The sequence below is a fragment of the Rhizobium sp. P1_E6 genome (genome assembly GCF_056405875.1).
Map to the genome: position 1 here is coordinate 25,647 of NZ_JBFUBG010000018.1, position 14,466 is coordinate 40,112.

Here is a 14,466-nt window from a genome sequence, read left to right on the forward strand (position 1 = left end):
GGCGGTCTTTGGGCCGCCTTTTCTTTTTTGCATCTACGGGCAGCGGTTGCAGCCTTGCCATGGCGGCATCTTCCATGACAATTCTCGGGTCAAATAATGGGGAGCCACACCATGTTCTTTCGCCGCACAGTTCTCGCCGGCCTGACGGCCGCAATGCTTTCGCCGCTCACAGCCTTCGCAGCCAGCCTGCCTGATCTCGGCGGCAAGACCGTCGTCGTTGTGACGGAAAACGCATATCCGCCGCTGCAGTTCGTCGACCCCAAGTCCGGCAAGGCGATCGGCTGGGAATATGATGCGATGAACGAGATCGCCAAGCGGCTGAACGCCAAGGTCGAATACCAGAACACCAGCTGGGACGCGATGATCCAGGCCGTGTCCGATGGGCAATACAACATCGGCATGACCGGCATCACCATCAAGGACGACCGGAAGCAGAAGGTCGATTTCTCCGATCCCTACATGCGCTCGCAGCAGTTCATGCTGGTACGTGGGGACGAGAAGCGCTTCACCGATGCCAAAAGCTTCGGCGCCTTCAACGATGGCCTCATCGGCGCCCAGCCCGGCACTTCGCCCTTCTATACTGCCGTCTATGAAATTCTCGATGGCAACGAGCAGAACCCGCGCATCAAGCTCTTCGAAACCTTCGGCGCGACCGTGCAGGCGCTGAAGACGGGTGACGTCGATCTCGTCCTGACCGACAGCGTCGCTGCCAAGGGTTATGTCGATTCCTCGAACGGTGGGCTGAAGGTCGTCGGCGAACCGCTCGGCACCGAGGATTTCGGCTTCATCTTCCCGAAGGGTTCCGATCTCGTCGCGCCCGTCAATGCCGCTATCGCTGCGCTGAAATCAGACGGCACCTTCGATGCGCTGAACAAGAAGTGGTTCCTCGACTACAAGATGGGCGAATAACCCCCGAGAAATCGCAGATGGCGCTCCCACCGTCCCCTCGACACGAGAAGGACGACCGTCCCTGGTGGCTGGTCGTCCTCGTCCTGATCGGCATGGCGCTTGCCGCCGTCATCGTCACCAACGACATCTACACGCAGGTGTTCCGGACCGTCGTGAATGGAGCCGGCGTCACGATCTTTGTCACACTCGTCGCCTTCGTGCTGGCGACGGCGCTTGGTCTCGGCATCGCGCTGCTGGGCCTGTCGGACAGCATCGTGCTGCGTCAGGTAGCCCGCTTCTACATCGAAATCATCCGAGGCATCCCGATTCTGGTGCTGCTCTTCTACATCGCCTTCGTCGGCGCGCCGGGCGTTGTTGCGGCCTATAATTTCCTGATAACTCCGCTGGTAAGTGCCGGTCTTCTGGAACCCATCCTCGTGCGCGATCTGTCGTTGATGTGGCGGGCGATCATTGCGCTCATGATCGGCTATTCTTCTTTTATCGCCGAGATCTTCCGGGCAGGCTTCCAGTCCGTCGATATCGGCCAGATCGAAGCCGCCAAGTCGCTTGGCCTGTCGCGCTACCGCCGTTTCCGCCTCGTTGTCTTCCCGCAGGCGATAAGAGTGATCTTCCCTCCGCTCTCCAATGACTTCGTCTCCATGGTGAAGGACAGCTCCCTCGTCTCCGTCCTCGGCGTCGCCGACATCACGCAGATGGGTAAGGTCTACGCCTCCGGCTCCTTCCGCTTCTTCGAAACCTATTCGATCGTCACCTACATCTATCTGATCCTGACGATCGGCCTGTCGCTCTTCCTGCGGCGGATCGAGAAGAAGATGAAACAGATGCCGCGGCACTGAGCGGGCGCATGATTCGAATTGCCGTTTCGGTCAAAAATAGCTATATCCACCCTATGGAATCCAAATTTAGATGCATCGGTGCGCATATTTTCGTGCTGCAGGATCATTACCGCCTGCCGGCACGCTTCTATGCGTCCGTTTCCGGTGCGCTCAACAGCCGACTTCGTTGATCGAATGACGGTCCGCGGAGCCTGTCCGCGACATCCTTAAATTCCATGCTCCAGCCAAAACGGACTATAGCCATGAGCGCACCGCGTACCCTTTACGACAAGATCTGGGCCGACCATCTGGTCGACGAACAGGAAGACGGCACCTGTCTTCTCTACATCGACCGTCACCTGGTCCATGAAGTCACCTCGCCGCAGGCCTTCGAAGGCCTGCGCATGACCCACCGCAAGGTTCGCGCGCCTGAAAAGACGCTCGCCGTCGTCGACCACAACGTTCCGACTTCGCCCGACCGCCATCTTGGCATCAAGAACGAGGAAAGCCGCATCCAGGTCGAAGCGCTGGCCACCAATGCCGCCGAATTCGGCGTCGAGTATTATTCGGCAAGCGACAAGCGTCAGGGCATCGTTCACATCGTCGGTCCGGAACAGGGCTTCACCCTGCCCGGCATGACGATTGTCTGCGGCGACAGCCACACCTCCACGCACGGCGCCTTCGGCGCGCTGGCGCATGGGATCGGCACCTCCGAGGTCGAACATGTCCTGGCGACCCAGACGCTGATCCAGAAGAAGGCGAAGAACATGCTGGTGCGTGTCGACGGCCTGCTTCCGCCGCATGTCACTGCCAAGGACATCATCCTCGCCATCATCGGCGAGATCGGCACGGCCGGCGGCACTGGTCATGTCATCGAATTTGCGGGCGAAGCTATCCGCGCGCTGTCGATGGAAGGCCGCATGACGATCTGCAACATGACGATCGAAGGCGGCGCCCGCGCCGGCCTGATCGCCCCTGACGAAAAGACCTTCGAATACATAAAGGGCAAGCCGCGTGCGCCAAAGGGCGAGGCGCTGGAACAGGCGATTGCCTACTGGAAGACGTTGCAGACCGATGAAGGCGCTCATTACGACCGCGTCGTCGTGCTCGATGCCGCCAACCTGCCGCCGATCGTCTCCTGGGGTTCCTCGCCCGAAGACGTGATTTCTGTGCAGGGTATCGTACCGAACCCTGACGATATCCAGGACGAAACGAAGCGCACCTCCAAGTGGCGTGCGTTGGACTATATGGGCCTGAAGCCGGGCACGCCGATGACCGACATCAACATCGACCGCGTCTTCATCGGCTCCTGCACCAATGGCCGCATCGAAGACCTGCGCGCTGTCGCCAAGGTCGTCGAGGGCAAGACCGTTGCCTCGACCGTCAACGCCATGATCGTTCCGGGCTCCGGCCTCGTGAAGGAACAGGCGGAGCAGGAAGGCCTCGACAAGATCTTCAAGGCTGCCGGCTTCGACTGGCGCGAGCCGGGCTGCTCCATGTGTCTCGCCATGAACGACGACCGCCTGAAGCCGGGCGAGCGCTGCGCCTCGACGTCGAACCGCAACTTCGAAGGCCGTCAGGGCTTCAAGGGCCGCACGCATCTCGTCTCGCCGGCCATGGCCGCCGCAGCCGCGATTGCCGGCCACTTCGTCGATATCCGCGAGTGGAACTGATCGCTCTCGCACATCTGACATGAAAAACGCCCGGTGCATCCGCACCGGGCGTTTTATTTTAATGGCATAGTAATGACACTCTTTTGACCGAATTTCACCCTTTCGGATAATCGACTTGCCCCGCTGCTTGTGTGCGTGATTGAATCTGCGCTCCCGGGATGAGCGTTTGAGTTGATATCGCTGGGGAGAATGATCAATGGGAAAGAGATTATTGGCAGTCCTGCCGATTGCCCTCGTCGCCTTTGCTTCAATGGCGCCGGTTGGTCCTGGCATCGCTGCTCCACTCTACGCAGAACCGCCCGCTATTGCCGGCATCGTGCGTCTCGCGCAGGCAGGGCAAAGATACATGAACGGCTATCCCGGCTATAAAACGCAGCGTACGGGATATCGGCGGGCTTCGGATGGATACTGGTATCCACCTCAGGCATTCCGTGGAAATAGGGATTACACCGGTTCGATCCGGTCGCAGCCTCGTTTGCGGAACACCTGCAGCTACGGATTCACGCCGACCAACGGCTCGCAATATTGCAATTATTAGACTGTGTTCGAGACGGCGGCTGTCGACATGACAGCCGCAGCTTTGTTTTACAGTGTTTAGAAGGTCGCGGTGTAGGGGTCCGGCCCCATGCGGGCGCCTGCATTGTCAAGCTTGGCGATGGCAGCCATGTCGTCACCGTCGAGCTTGAAATCGAAGACCTTGAAGTTCTCCTCGATGCGCGACGGCGTCACCGATTTCGGTATGACGACGAGGCCGGTATCGATGTGCCAGCGGATGATGACCTGAGCAGGCGTCTTGCCATGTTTGGCCGCGATCTGACCGATGGCTGGATTGGAGATGAAGCGACCCTGACCGAGCGGGCTCCAGGATTCGGTAGCAATATTGAGCTTCTTGTGCGCTTCCTGCGCCGCCTTCTGCTGGAAGTCGGGATGCAGCTCGATCTGGTTGATGACGGGAACCACGCCGGTATCGCCGATGATGTGATCGAGATGGTCAGGATAGAAGTTCGATACGCCGATGGAGCGCACGCGCCCTTCCTCCCTCAGGCGCACGAAAGCCTTCCAGGTTTCGCGGTAGAGCCCGCGATGCGGCGATGGCCAGTGGATGAGATAGAGATCGATATACTCGCTGCCGAGCTTTTTCAGGCTGACCTCGAAGGCACGCAGCGCATTGTCATAACCCTGGTCGGTATTGCGCAGCTTCGTGGTGAGGAAGATATCCTTGCGGTCGACACCTGCCGACCGGATGCCTTCACCGACGCCCTCTTCATTGTCATAGCCGGAAGCCGTGTCGATATGACGATAACCGGCGGCAAGTGCGGTGCGCACGGTCGGAGCCGCGATATCCTGCGGGGTCTGCCAGACGCCGAGACCGACCTGGGGAATGGAATGTCCGTCATGGAAAGTGATGATGGGCTGAGTGGTCACAATATATCTCCGTAAGTTTGAAGATTGGCCAAGACTGAATTCGATGGGCACGAATTGGATGGGCATGATTTGAACCCGCGCGGCGGGTTTCCCTGGACGCATTGCAGCCTGCGCGTCCGGTCGAAAACCCATATAGGACAGAGAGCCCGCAATACAATCAGAGAACGCGAAGGATCGTTCCCTTTCTTAGGTAGGGCAGGATGCGGCGCATGTCGCGGGCGCTGATCGCGACACAGCCGGCGGTCGGCTCATATCCCGGCCGGATGAGATGGAAGAAAATCGCCGAGCCGCGGTTGCGCGCCCGTGACGTTACGTTCCAGTCGAGCACCAGGCAGATATCATAGAGTCCGTCCTTCCGCTTCATCTCCTCATGACTTGGCTTGAACGGTGCCTGGATCGGCCGGTTGTAGTTCGCATTGTCCGGCTGATCGCACCACAGCATGCCGGTGCGGATGCGCTTGATGGGCAGCGCCGAGGCAAGATGACCGTTTCGCTCGCCGCGCCGGAAGCCGTAGAGAAGCCGCATGCTGCCGATCGGCGTTGCTCCGTCGCCTTCCCGTTTTGTCACGGTGCGGCCGCTACGGCCGATCGCGGCTGGCAATACAAGTGGGCCAAAACGGACGATGGCCCTGCTTGTTTTGCCTGGTGCCGCCCGCACAACGAGCGTTGAGGGCCTGTCGCTTCGCTCTCGCCTTGTTTTTTCCATCTTTCTCGCATGTTGTTGAATTGCCTTGGGCTTCGATTGAAATCATATCAGGCCCCGAGCGGCAACCGCAGACCAGCAATCCTTGCCAAATGCGGAATTTGGCGTAGGAGTATCTGACAGAACGCAAGGACGCACCCGCATGACCGCACGCACCATTCTTCTGGTGGATGACGACGACGACCTTCGCCAGACGCTGACGGAGCAATTGTCGTTGTATGAGGAATTCACGGTTTTGCAGGAAGCGACCGCGGGCAAGGGGGTCCAGGCCGCCCGCTCCAACCCGGTCGATCTGCTGATCATGGACGTCGGTCTGCCTGATATGGACGGCCGCGAGGCGGTGAAACTGCTACGCAAGGGCGGCTTCAAGGCGCCGATCATCATGCTGACCGGCCACGACACGGATTCCGACACGATCCTCGGCCTTGAGGCCGGCGCCAACGACTACGTCACCAAGCCCTTCCGTTTCGCCGTGTTGCTCGCCCGCATCCGTGTGCAGCTTCGCCAGCACGAGCAGAGCGAGGACGCCACCTTCACGGTCGGCCCTTATCTCTTCAAGCCGAGCCAGAAGCTGCTGACGACCGACAACGGCCAGAAGATCAGGCTCACGGAGAAGGAAGCGGCAATCATCCGCTATCTCTACCGAGCCGAACAGAAGGTCGTCACCCGCGACGTACTGCTGGAAGAAGTCTGGGGTTACAATTCCGGCGTCACGACCCATACGCTGGAAACCCACGTCTACCGCCTGCGCCAGAAGATCGAGCGTGATCCGTCCAACGCCGAGATCCTCGTGACGGAGAACGGCGGCTACAAGATCATCCCGTAGAATGTCTCTTTCCGACGATATTCATCTGCTTTCGCAGCTGCCGCTCTTCAAGGACATGAACGACGACCAGCTCCGGCTGATCGCCTTCGGCGCCGACCGACGCGTGATCGCTGCCGGGCAGATGCTGTTTCGTCAGGGCTCGCCCGCCGAAAGCGCCTATGTGATCACCAGTGGCAGCCTGGAACTCAGCGTGACAGGCTCCGACGGCATGGGCCGGACCGAAGCCATCGCCGGCGCCGGAGCGCTGATCTCGGAACTGGCGTTGATCACGCTGGTGGAGCGCAAGTTCACGGCAATCGCACGCGAGGATACCGGCATCATCCGCATCACCCGGGCGCTGTTCCATCGTCTGATCGAGGAATATCCGTCGGCGGCGCGCATTATGGAAAACCGTATCCGCGACAGCATCGCCGATCTTGCTGCTCAGGCCGCAAGCCAGTTTAGCCGCTTCAGCTGAGCTTTCTCAGAGATTGAGATGCACGGTCACCGGCACATGGTCGGACGGCCGATCCCAGCCGCGCGCTTCCTTCAGCACCTCGATGCGCTGCAGATGCGGACCGAGATCGGGCGAGGACCAGATATGGTCGAGACGTCGGCCTTTGTCGGCAGCTTCCCAATCCTTCGCGCGGTAGCTCCACCACGTGTAAAGCTTCTCGTTGGCAGGCACATGCTGGCGCATGAGATCGTGCCAGCCGCCACGCTTCATCACCTCGAGCAGCCCATCGGTTTCGACGGGCGTGTGGCTGACGATCTTCAAAAGCTGTTTGTGAGACCAGACATCGTGTTCCAGCGGTGCAATATTGAGATCACCGACGAGAATGGCTGACGTGTTCGGCTCGGCGCTGGCCTTGAGGTTCTTCATCTCCTCGATGAAATCGAGCTTATGGCCGAATTTCGGATTGATCGTACGATCCGGCTCGTCGCCGCCAGCAGGAACATAAAAATTGTGCAGGCGGATACGCCGGTTGCCGCGCTCGAAGACCGCCGAAATATGGCGCGCATCGCCGACATTGCAGTAATCCTGCCGGTGATCCTCAGTCAGCGGCACACGGGAAGCGATGGCAACGCCATGATACCCCTTCTGGCCGTGGATGATGATGTGCTCGTAGCCCATGGCGCGCAGCGGCGCGAGCGGGAAGAGATCGTTCGTAACCTTGGTTTCCTGCAGGCAGAGGATATCGGGCCTGTGCTTCAGCACGAGCTGCTCGACGATCGGCATGCGAAGGCGCACCGAATTGATATTCCAGGTGGTGATTGAGAAGCTCATGCCATGCCCTTTCAGATCCCTCTGAAAAGGCTTTAGAGCAAAGGCGGTAACGAGAAAACCGGTCGCAGACAAAACCGGCCGGCGATCAACTGAAAAGCGTCACAGCATCAGGCTTAGAAGAGGTAGAGCGCTCTGTGCGTCCGAATGGAGAATGGACGCACAGCGCTTTAGTCGCGGTTTGCCGAAGTGCCTTTGATATCCTCATAGGGCACGCGGAAGACGCGATCCTCGAAGGCCATGCCGGTCTTGACGTTGAAGATCATCACGGACGTATCCTTGCCCTGATTGTCAGTGATCGTCCATTGACGCAGGTCATAGGTCTTCGGGTCAAACATCATAGTGATGGTCGAGTTGCCGAACACCGTATTGTTGCCGAGCGAAATCGTCGTCAGATCCGACTCTTCCTTTACGCCCTTCACCATGCCGGCGGAGAGATCGATATGGGGAGCAAGCAGCAGGCTGAGTGGCGTCTTGGAGAGCGGATAAAGATCCCAGGTCTTCAGTTTCACATTGCCGATGGCAACGTTTCTCCCGTCGGCGATGACGCGCATGGGCGACGGATCGTCATAGTTGAAACGCAGCTTGCCCGGGCGCTGGATAAAGAACTTGCCGCCCGTCTGTTCGCCGCGCGGGCCAAATTGCACGAATTCGCCCTGCATGGTGGCGACAGCGGAGAAATGATCGGCAATGGCCTGTGCCGTGACGCTGTTGGCGGCAGGGGCTGCCGCCTGGGCGAAAGCGGGAAACGGAACGGCGCTTGCAACGGCGGCAGCGGCAAAGACGCCAAGGACCTCGCGGCGGGTTACCGGCAGGCCGGAAAAGATGGATGCGGAGTTGGTCATGTGAACCTCCTGTATGCAATCTGAATGCCGCCGAAAGGCGGCGTCTTCAAGGCGCCGCCATTGCCCGGTGAAAGGTAACGGATTACATGCCCCGGGGTTTCCATCGGATGGGTTGCGCCGTCAAATTTTCCGTCGTCAGCGGTCGAGGATATCTCCGTCGGTCGGCACGAGGATTTCGCGTTTGCCGGCATGGTTGGCAGGGCCGATGATGCCCTCCTGCTCCATGCGTTCAACAAGCGAGGCAGCGCGGTTGTAGCCGATGCCCAGCCTGCGCTGGACATAGGAAGTGGATGCCTTGCCGTCCCGCAGGACGATGGCGACCGCCTGATCGTAGGGATCCTCTGAATCGGCAAGATTTGCCGTGCCGGCTGGACCGCCGCCATACTCGCCATCCTCGTCGTCATCGGCAGTGATGGCATCGAGATATTGCGGCGAACCCTGCGTCTTCAGGTAGGAGACGATTTCTTCGACCTCGACGTCTGACACGAACGGGCCGTGGACGCGCTGGATGCGGCCGCCACCTGCCATATAGAGCATGTCGCCCATGCCGAGCAGCTGTTCTGCACCCTGCTCGCCAAGGATCGTACGGCTGTCGATCTTCGAGGTCACCTGGAAGGAGATACGGGTCGGGAAGTTTGCCTTGATCGTGCCCGTGATGACATCGACCGACGGACGCTGCGTTGCCATGATGACATGGATACCTGCGGCGCGCGCCATCTGCGCAAGGCGCTGCACGGCGCCTTCGATATCCTTGCCGGCGACCATCATCAGGTCGGCCATTTCGTCGATGATGACGACGATATAGGGCATCGGCTGCAGGTCGAATTCCTCTGTCTCGTAGACCGCTTCGCCCGTCTGCCGGTCGAAGCCGGTCTGCACGGTGCGCGAGATCGTGTCGCCCTTGGCAAGCGCCTGCTCGACGCGCGTGTTGAAGCCATCGATGTTGCGCACGCCGATCTTCGACATCTTCTTGTAGCGCTCTTCCATCTCGCGGACGGTCCACTTGAGCGCCACGACAGCCTTCTTCGGATCGGTCACGACAGGCGAGAGCAGGTGCGGAATGCCGTCATAGACGGAGAGTTCCAGCATCTTCGGGTCGATCATGATCAGTCGGCATTGCTCCGGCGTCATGCGGTAGAGCAGAGACAGGATCATAGTATTGATGGCAACGGATTTACCGGAACCGGTGGTACCGGCCACCAGCAGATGCGGCATCTTCGCGAGATCGGCGATGACGGCTTCGCCGCCGATCGTCTTGCCAAGCGCCATCGCGAGCTTCGCCTTGGAGCCTTCGAAGTCGCGTGACCCTATCAGTTCACGCAGATAGACGGTTTCGCGCGTTTGGTTCGGCAATTCGATACCGATTGCGTTACGGCCCGGCACAACGGCGACGCGGGCGGCGATCGCGCTCATCGAGCGGGCGATATCGTCGGCAAGGCCGATGACACGGGAAGACTTGATGCCGGGAGCCGGCTCCAACTCGTAGAGCGTGACAACCGGGCCCGGCCGGACGTGGATGATCTCGCCCTTGACGCCAAAATCCTCCAGAACGCCTTCCAGCATGCGGGCATTCTGCTCCAAGGCATCGGCCGAGAGCGTGGAATCGCGCACCACATTCTTGGGTTCCGCGAGCAGATGCATGGACGGAAGCTGAAAACCTTCCGGCCGGATGAACGAACCCTGCGCCTCGCGTTCGACGCGGGCGCCGGGCTTCGGACGGGCCGAGGCGGGAATAACGCGCGGTTCGGGTTTACCGGCCGATTTTGCCGGCGCGCGAATCGTCCAGTCATCGTCGTCGTCCGGCAGGATATCGGCCGGACGCGGCGGCATATCGGTGTCGAACGGCGGATCGTCGTCCTCATCGTCATCGTCGTTGAGCGAGACGGAGGGAGCCGAGACGACCCGGCGGCCAGATGCGGCGCGCGGGTCCATGGAGGGATCCATCCGTTCGCCCCGCGCTGCGGGCTTGGCGCGCACCGGCTCGTTCAGCGTACCGAATTCGTCGTCGTTGAAATCATAGGGCGATTCGAAATCGCTCTGGCGGCGCTTACGCGGTCCCATACCGAAAAGCCTTCGGAAACGCGCCTGGTTCATGTACCAGGCATGCGTCATGGCGCCGCTAAAGGCCATCCAGCGGGATCCGTCATCGTCCTCGTCCTCATCGCCGACGACACGCACTTTGCTGCGGGTATCGACATATTCCTCTTCTTCGTCCTCCTCATCGAGCTCGGTGCGGCCGACGATGCCGGCAGCAAAGAGCATCATCCACGCGGTCGGAACGGCGAAGATACAGCCGACGGCGGTGGCGAAGACACCTGTCGGATAAGCGCCGACGAAGAGTGCAGGAAAACGCAGGATCATGTCGCCGATAACGCCGCCGATGCCGTTCGGGATCGGCCAGGTGAGCGGAGGCGGGAAACAGCCGATGACGGCGGAGGAAAACACTGTGCCGGCAAGCCAGGCTCCGGCGCGCGCCGGAATGCGGCTGATGCGGCGGCCGGAAATCAACGCCAGCGCCCAGGCAACGATCGGCAGCATCCCAACGACGCTTGCCAAACCCAGGAATTGCATGGCGACGTCGGCAAAGGCAGCACCACTAGAACCGAGTACATTGGTCGGCAGGTTGCCGGTAGCGTAGGAATAGCTGGGATCGGTGACGTTCCAGGTCGCAAGTGCTGCAACCGCGAGCGCTAAGAGCAGGAAGATCGCAAAGCCGATGAGAGCCTGGATCTGCCGCAGCATGAATGCCGAGAAGGAGAACCGGTCAGGACGGCCATCCATTGCCGGCGACGTGCTTCTTGCCATGTTCTAACCCGTCCAATGCCTGAGGGCACGCGAATCGCCAATACTTCGCCGCGCCAAATGCGTCCGCTCCACCTAATCAGAGCGGGGTTAAAGCGATGTTAACCATGCATATGGCGGATCGCTAAAAAGAAAAAAGCCCGAACCTTGGAAGGTCCGGGCCAAGAGCGGCTTATTGTTGGATAGGCCGCGACGGGCTGTTCAGCGGCGCCCTTGTGCCGGGCGCCGCAAACCCTGTGATCAGGAGTGGTAAGCGGCTTCGCCGTGCGTTGCGAGGTCGAGACCTTCGCGCTCGGCTTCGACCGGAACGCGCAGGCCGATGACGACGTCGACGATCTTGTAGAGGATCGCCGAGCCGATGCCCGACCAGGCGATCGTGATCAGTACGCCCTTGAGCTGATTGAAGACCTGTGCACCCGTGCCCAGATAAGTGGCTGCGAAGTCGGGCGTCGAATAGTCGACGATACCAGCGCCGCCGAGAGCCGGGTTGACGAGACTGCCGGTGCCGATGGCGCCAAAGATACCGCCAATGCAATGGACGCCGAAGACATCGAGCGAGTCGTCATAGTTGAACTTGTTCTTCACGACGTCGACGAAGAAGTAGCAGACCGGTGAGACGAGGAGACCGAGAACGATCGAACCCATCGGCCCGGCGAAACCGGCAGCCGGGGTAACGGCAACGAGACCGGCAACGGCACCCGAAGCGGCACCGAGCATGGAAGCCTTGCCGCGGGTGAAGCTTTCAACGATGCACCAGGAAACAGCGGCAGCAGCCGTTGCGACGAAGGTGTTGATCATTGCGAGCGATGCATAGCCGTTGGCTTCGAGGTTGGAGCCGGCGTTGAAGCCGAACCAGCCGACCCAGAGAAGCGAGGCACCCACCATCGTCAGGGTCATGGAGTGGGGAGCCATGATTTCCTTCTTATAGCCCGTGCGCTTGCCGAGCATGATGGCGCCGATCAGGCCGGCGACACCGGCATTGATGTGAACGACCGTACCGCCTGCGAAGTCGATCGCGCCGAGGGAGAAGATGAGACCGGACGGGCCGCTATAGGCGCTCGGGCCGCCCCAGAACCAGACCATGTGCGCCATCGGGAAGTAGACGAAGGTGACCCAAAGGACGACGAAGAGCATGACGGCCGAGAACTTGATACGCTCGGCAAAGGCGCCGACGATCAGGGCCGGCGTGATGCAGGCGAAGGTCATCTGGAAGCAGATGTAGGTGAGTTCCGGAATGGCCACGCCCTTGGAGAAGGTCTCGACGAGCGAAGACGGCGTCACACCGGCAAGGAAAGCCTTGGAGAAGCCGCCGACGAAGCTGTTCAGCGAGCCGCCATCCGTGAAGGCGAGCGAATAGCCGTAGGTGACCCAGATGATCATGACGACGGCCGTGATCATGAAGACCTGCATGAGAACCGACAGCATGTTCTTGGCGCGGACGAGGCCGCCGTAGAACAGCGCCAGGCCCGGGATGGTCATCAGGAGAACGAGCACCGTGGAAATGAGCATCCAGGTGTTGTCGCCCTTATCCATCGTCATGGCTGGAGCGGCGGCTGCAGCATCGGCAGCTGCCGGGGCGGCTTCCTGCGCGAAGGCAACGACCGGCGCCAGCAGAGCGGCGGAAAGCGCGCCAAGTCGCGTCAGGTTAGAGGAAAACTTCGAAATTGACATTGGAAATAGCTCCTTGATCTGCCGTTCTTTTTACAGCGCTTCTGAATCGGTTTCGCCCGTACGGATGCGCACGGCATGGTCGATCGAGTAGACGAAGATTTTGCCGTCGCCGATCTGGCCGGTCTTGGCAGATGCTGCGATGGCCTCTACCGCCTTGTCGACGATTTCGGATGCGACCGCGATTTCGATCTTGAGCTTCGGCAGGAAGCTGACTGCATATTCAGTACCGCGATAGATTTCAGTGTGTCCCTTCTGACGACCGTAGCCCTTCACTTCGGTTACGGTCAGGCCCTGAATACCGATCGCCGTGAGGGCCTCGCGGACCTCATCGAGCTTGAACGGCTTGATAATGGCCATCACAATTTTCATCTGGTTTCCCATCCTTCGTTATCCCTCGGCGCGGAGCCGACTCTCCTTGCCGCTGACTGTTTCTTCAACAGCGACCGGCGATAGACATTCAAAGGACGTGCCAGATTCGTGACAGTCTATAAGTTATTGAAATATAAAGATTATAATTGGGAACGCCAATAAACAGGCAGATGATGGGCCAATAAGCGCACAAATAATGCGCAAATTTATAAAGATGCCTACTATTTATTCATTTGCCTTTTTCCGAATCAGGCCCTCCTGCGCCACCGACGCGATCAGCGCACCGGATCGCGTAAACAGGCTGCCACGGGTCAGTCCTCGGGCGCCTGAGGCTGATGGACTGTCCTGCGTGTAGAGCAGCCAGTCGTCGAGCTTGTCCGGCCTGTGAAACCACATCGCGTGGTCAAGGCTTGCGACCTGCAAATTCTGATCGAAGATGGACGTTCCATGGGCATGCAGCGACGCGTCGAGCAGCGTCATGTCTGAGAGATAGGCAAGTACGGCAGCCTGATAAAGCCGGCTGTCCGGCACGGGACCGGTGGCGCGAACCCAGACATCCTGACGCGGCTCGAGCTTCTCGCGGGTGAAATAGTGCTTGAGCGAGATCGGCCTGATTTCGATCGGCCTTTCGCGCTCCCAATATTTGCGCACTGCCGCCGGCGCATGGGCGAGGTACTGTTCCTTGATCTGCTGTTCGCCGAGCAGCGTTTCCGGCATCGGCACTGATGGCATGGGGATCTGGTGATCGAAGCCCGCCTCTTCCACCTGGAACGAGGCCGACAGCGCAAAGATCGCCCTGCCGTGCTGGATCGCGACGGCCCGGCGCGTATTGAAGCTCGATCCGTCGCGGATACGCTCGACCTGATAGATGATCGGCACGGAGGGATCGCCAGGACGCATGAAATAGGCATGCAGAGAGTGAATGAAACGTTCGTCATCGACGGTCCGGTGAGCCGCCATCAGCGCCTGCGCGATCACCTGTCCGCCGAACACCCGCTGCCAGCCGACCTGCGGGCTGCGGCCTCGGAAGATATCGACCTCGATCGGCTCGATATCGAGCGTCGAAATCAACGTTTCCATAGCGGTGGGCTTGTCCGTTTGCTCCGTCATTTTGTTCGGCTCCCGGCGGTAGGAAGTGGCAGTGTGATGATCTATATAGATCGC

At 59.9% G+C, this 14,466-nt stretch carries 14 protein-coding genes; 6 read left to right on the forward strand and 8 right to left on the reverse strand.

What is annotated here, in order from left to right; genetic code table 11:
• The first annotated feature begins 111 nt into the window (after nucleotides 1-111).
• The 4 genes from AC1D35_RS12005 (at nucleotide 112) to AC1D35_RS12020 (ending at nucleotide 3,935) form a co-directional block, all read left to right on the forward strand.
• Nucleotides 112-909 (forward strand): transporter substrate-binding domain-containing protein, encoded by a 798-nt coding sequence (locus AC1D35_RS12005; protein ID WP_113299600.1) that lies wholly within the window; start codon nucleotides 112-114, stop codon nucleotides 907-909.
• 17 nt (nucleotides 910-926) lie between these two features.
• Nucleotides 927-1,745, forward strand: a complete 819-nt coding sequence (locus tag AC1D35_RS12010) for an amino acid ABC transporter permease (RefSeq protein WP_113299599.1) — start codon at nucleotides 927-929, stop codon at nucleotides 1,743-1,745.
• Nucleotides 1,746-1,987: 242 nt separating this feature from the next.
• Complete coding sequence (gene leuC, locus AC1D35_RS12015) at nucleotides 1,988-3,397, forward strand: 3-isopropylmalate dehydratase large subunit (RefSeq protein WP_113308694.1); 1,410 nt, start codon at nucleotides 1,988-1,990, stop codon at nucleotides 3,395-3,397.
• A 196-nt stretch (nucleotides 3,398-3,593) separates the two neighbouring features.
• A complete protein-coding gene (locus tag AC1D35_RS12020) occupies nucleotides 3,594-3,935 on the forward strand; it encodes a cell surface protein (protein ID WP_477852267.1) in 342 nt (113 codons plus the stop codon).
• Between the two features lie 56 nt (nucleotides 3,936-3,991).
• Here the strand turns inward: AC1D35_RS12020 and AC1D35_RS12025 are convergent, their stop codons facing one another.
• Nucleotides 3,992-4,822 (reverse strand): aldo/keto reductase, encoded by an 831-nt coding sequence (locus tag AC1D35_RS12025; protein ID WP_113308692.1) that lies wholly within the window; start codon nucleotides 4,820-4,822, stop codon nucleotides 3,992-3,994.
• Nucleotides 4,823-4,979: 157 nt separating this feature from the next.
• Nucleotides 4,980-5,528: a L,D-transpeptidase family protein gene (locus AC1D35_RS12030; protein WP_113308691.1), complete on the reverse strand. Its 549-nt coding sequence runs from the start codon at nucleotides 5,526-5,528 to the stop codon at nucleotides 4,980-4,982.
• 139 nt (nucleotides 5,529-5,667) lie between these two features.
• Here AC1D35_RS12030 and AC1D35_RS12035 point away from each other — a divergent pair, with 139 nt between their 5' ends.
• Entirely contained in the window at nucleotides 5,668-6,351 is a 684-nt protein-coding gene (locus tag AC1D35_RS12035) for a response regulator transcription factor (RefSeq protein WP_112564470.1), read from the forward strand.
• 1 nt (nucleotide 6,352) lies between these two features.
• Nucleotides 6,353-6,808: a cyclic nucleotide-binding domain-containing protein gene (locus AC1D35_RS12040; RefSeq protein WP_113308690.1), complete on the forward strand. Its 456-nt coding sequence runs from the start codon at nucleotides 6,353-6,355 to the stop codon at nucleotides 6,806-6,808.
• Nucleotides 6,809-6,814: 6 nt separating this feature from the next.
• On the opposite strand, the gene AC1D35_RS12045 is transcribed toward AC1D35_RS12040, so the two are convergent.
• From AC1D35_RS12045 to tesB, 6 genes are all read right to left on the reverse strand, one after another.
• A complete protein-coding gene (locus AC1D35_RS12045) occupies nucleotides 6,815-7,618 on the reverse strand; it encodes an exodeoxyribonuclease III (protein WP_113507240.1) in 804 nt (267 codons plus the stop codon).
• A gap of 167 nt (nucleotides 7,619-7,785) precedes the next feature.
• Nucleotides 7,786-8,460 carry an outer membrane lipoprotein carrier protein LolA gene (locus tag AC1D35_RS12050; RefSeq protein ID WP_113299592.1) on the reverse strand — a complete coding sequence of 225 codons (675 nt, stop codon included), beginning with the start codon at nucleotides 8,458-8,460 and terminating at the stop codon, nucleotides 7,786-7,788.
• Nucleotides 8,461-8,595: 135 nt separating this feature from the next.
• Complete coding sequence (locus AC1D35_RS12055) at nucleotides 8,596-11,265, reverse strand: DNA translocase FtsK (RefSeq protein ID WP_113308688.1); 2,670 nt, start codon at nucleotides 11,263-11,265, stop codon at nucleotides 8,596-8,598.
• 237 nt (nucleotides 11,266-11,502) lie between these two features.
• Nucleotides 11,503-12,933 carry an ammonium transporter gene (locus tag AC1D35_RS12060; RefSeq protein ID WP_477938625.1) on the reverse strand — a complete coding sequence of 477 codons (1,431 nt, stop codon included), beginning with the start codon at nucleotides 12,931-12,933 and terminating at the stop codon, nucleotides 11,503-11,505.
• Between the two features lie 30 nt (nucleotides 12,934-12,963).
• The gene (locus AC1D35_RS12065; protein ID WP_007814595.1) at nucleotides 12,964-13,314 is read right to left on the reverse strand and encodes a P-II family nitrogen regulator; all 351 of its coding nucleotides are present in this window, start codon (nucleotides 13,312-13,314) and stop codon (nucleotides 12,964-12,966) included.
• A gap of 213 nt (nucleotides 13,315-13,527) precedes the next feature.
• Nucleotides 13,528-14,412 (reverse strand): acyl-CoA thioesterase II, encoded by an 885-nt coding sequence (tesB, locus tag AC1D35_RS12070; RefSeq protein WP_113308687.1) that lies wholly within the window; start codon nucleotides 14,410-14,412, stop codon nucleotides 13,528-13,530.
• Nucleotides 14,413-14,466: the final 54 nt, after the last annotated feature.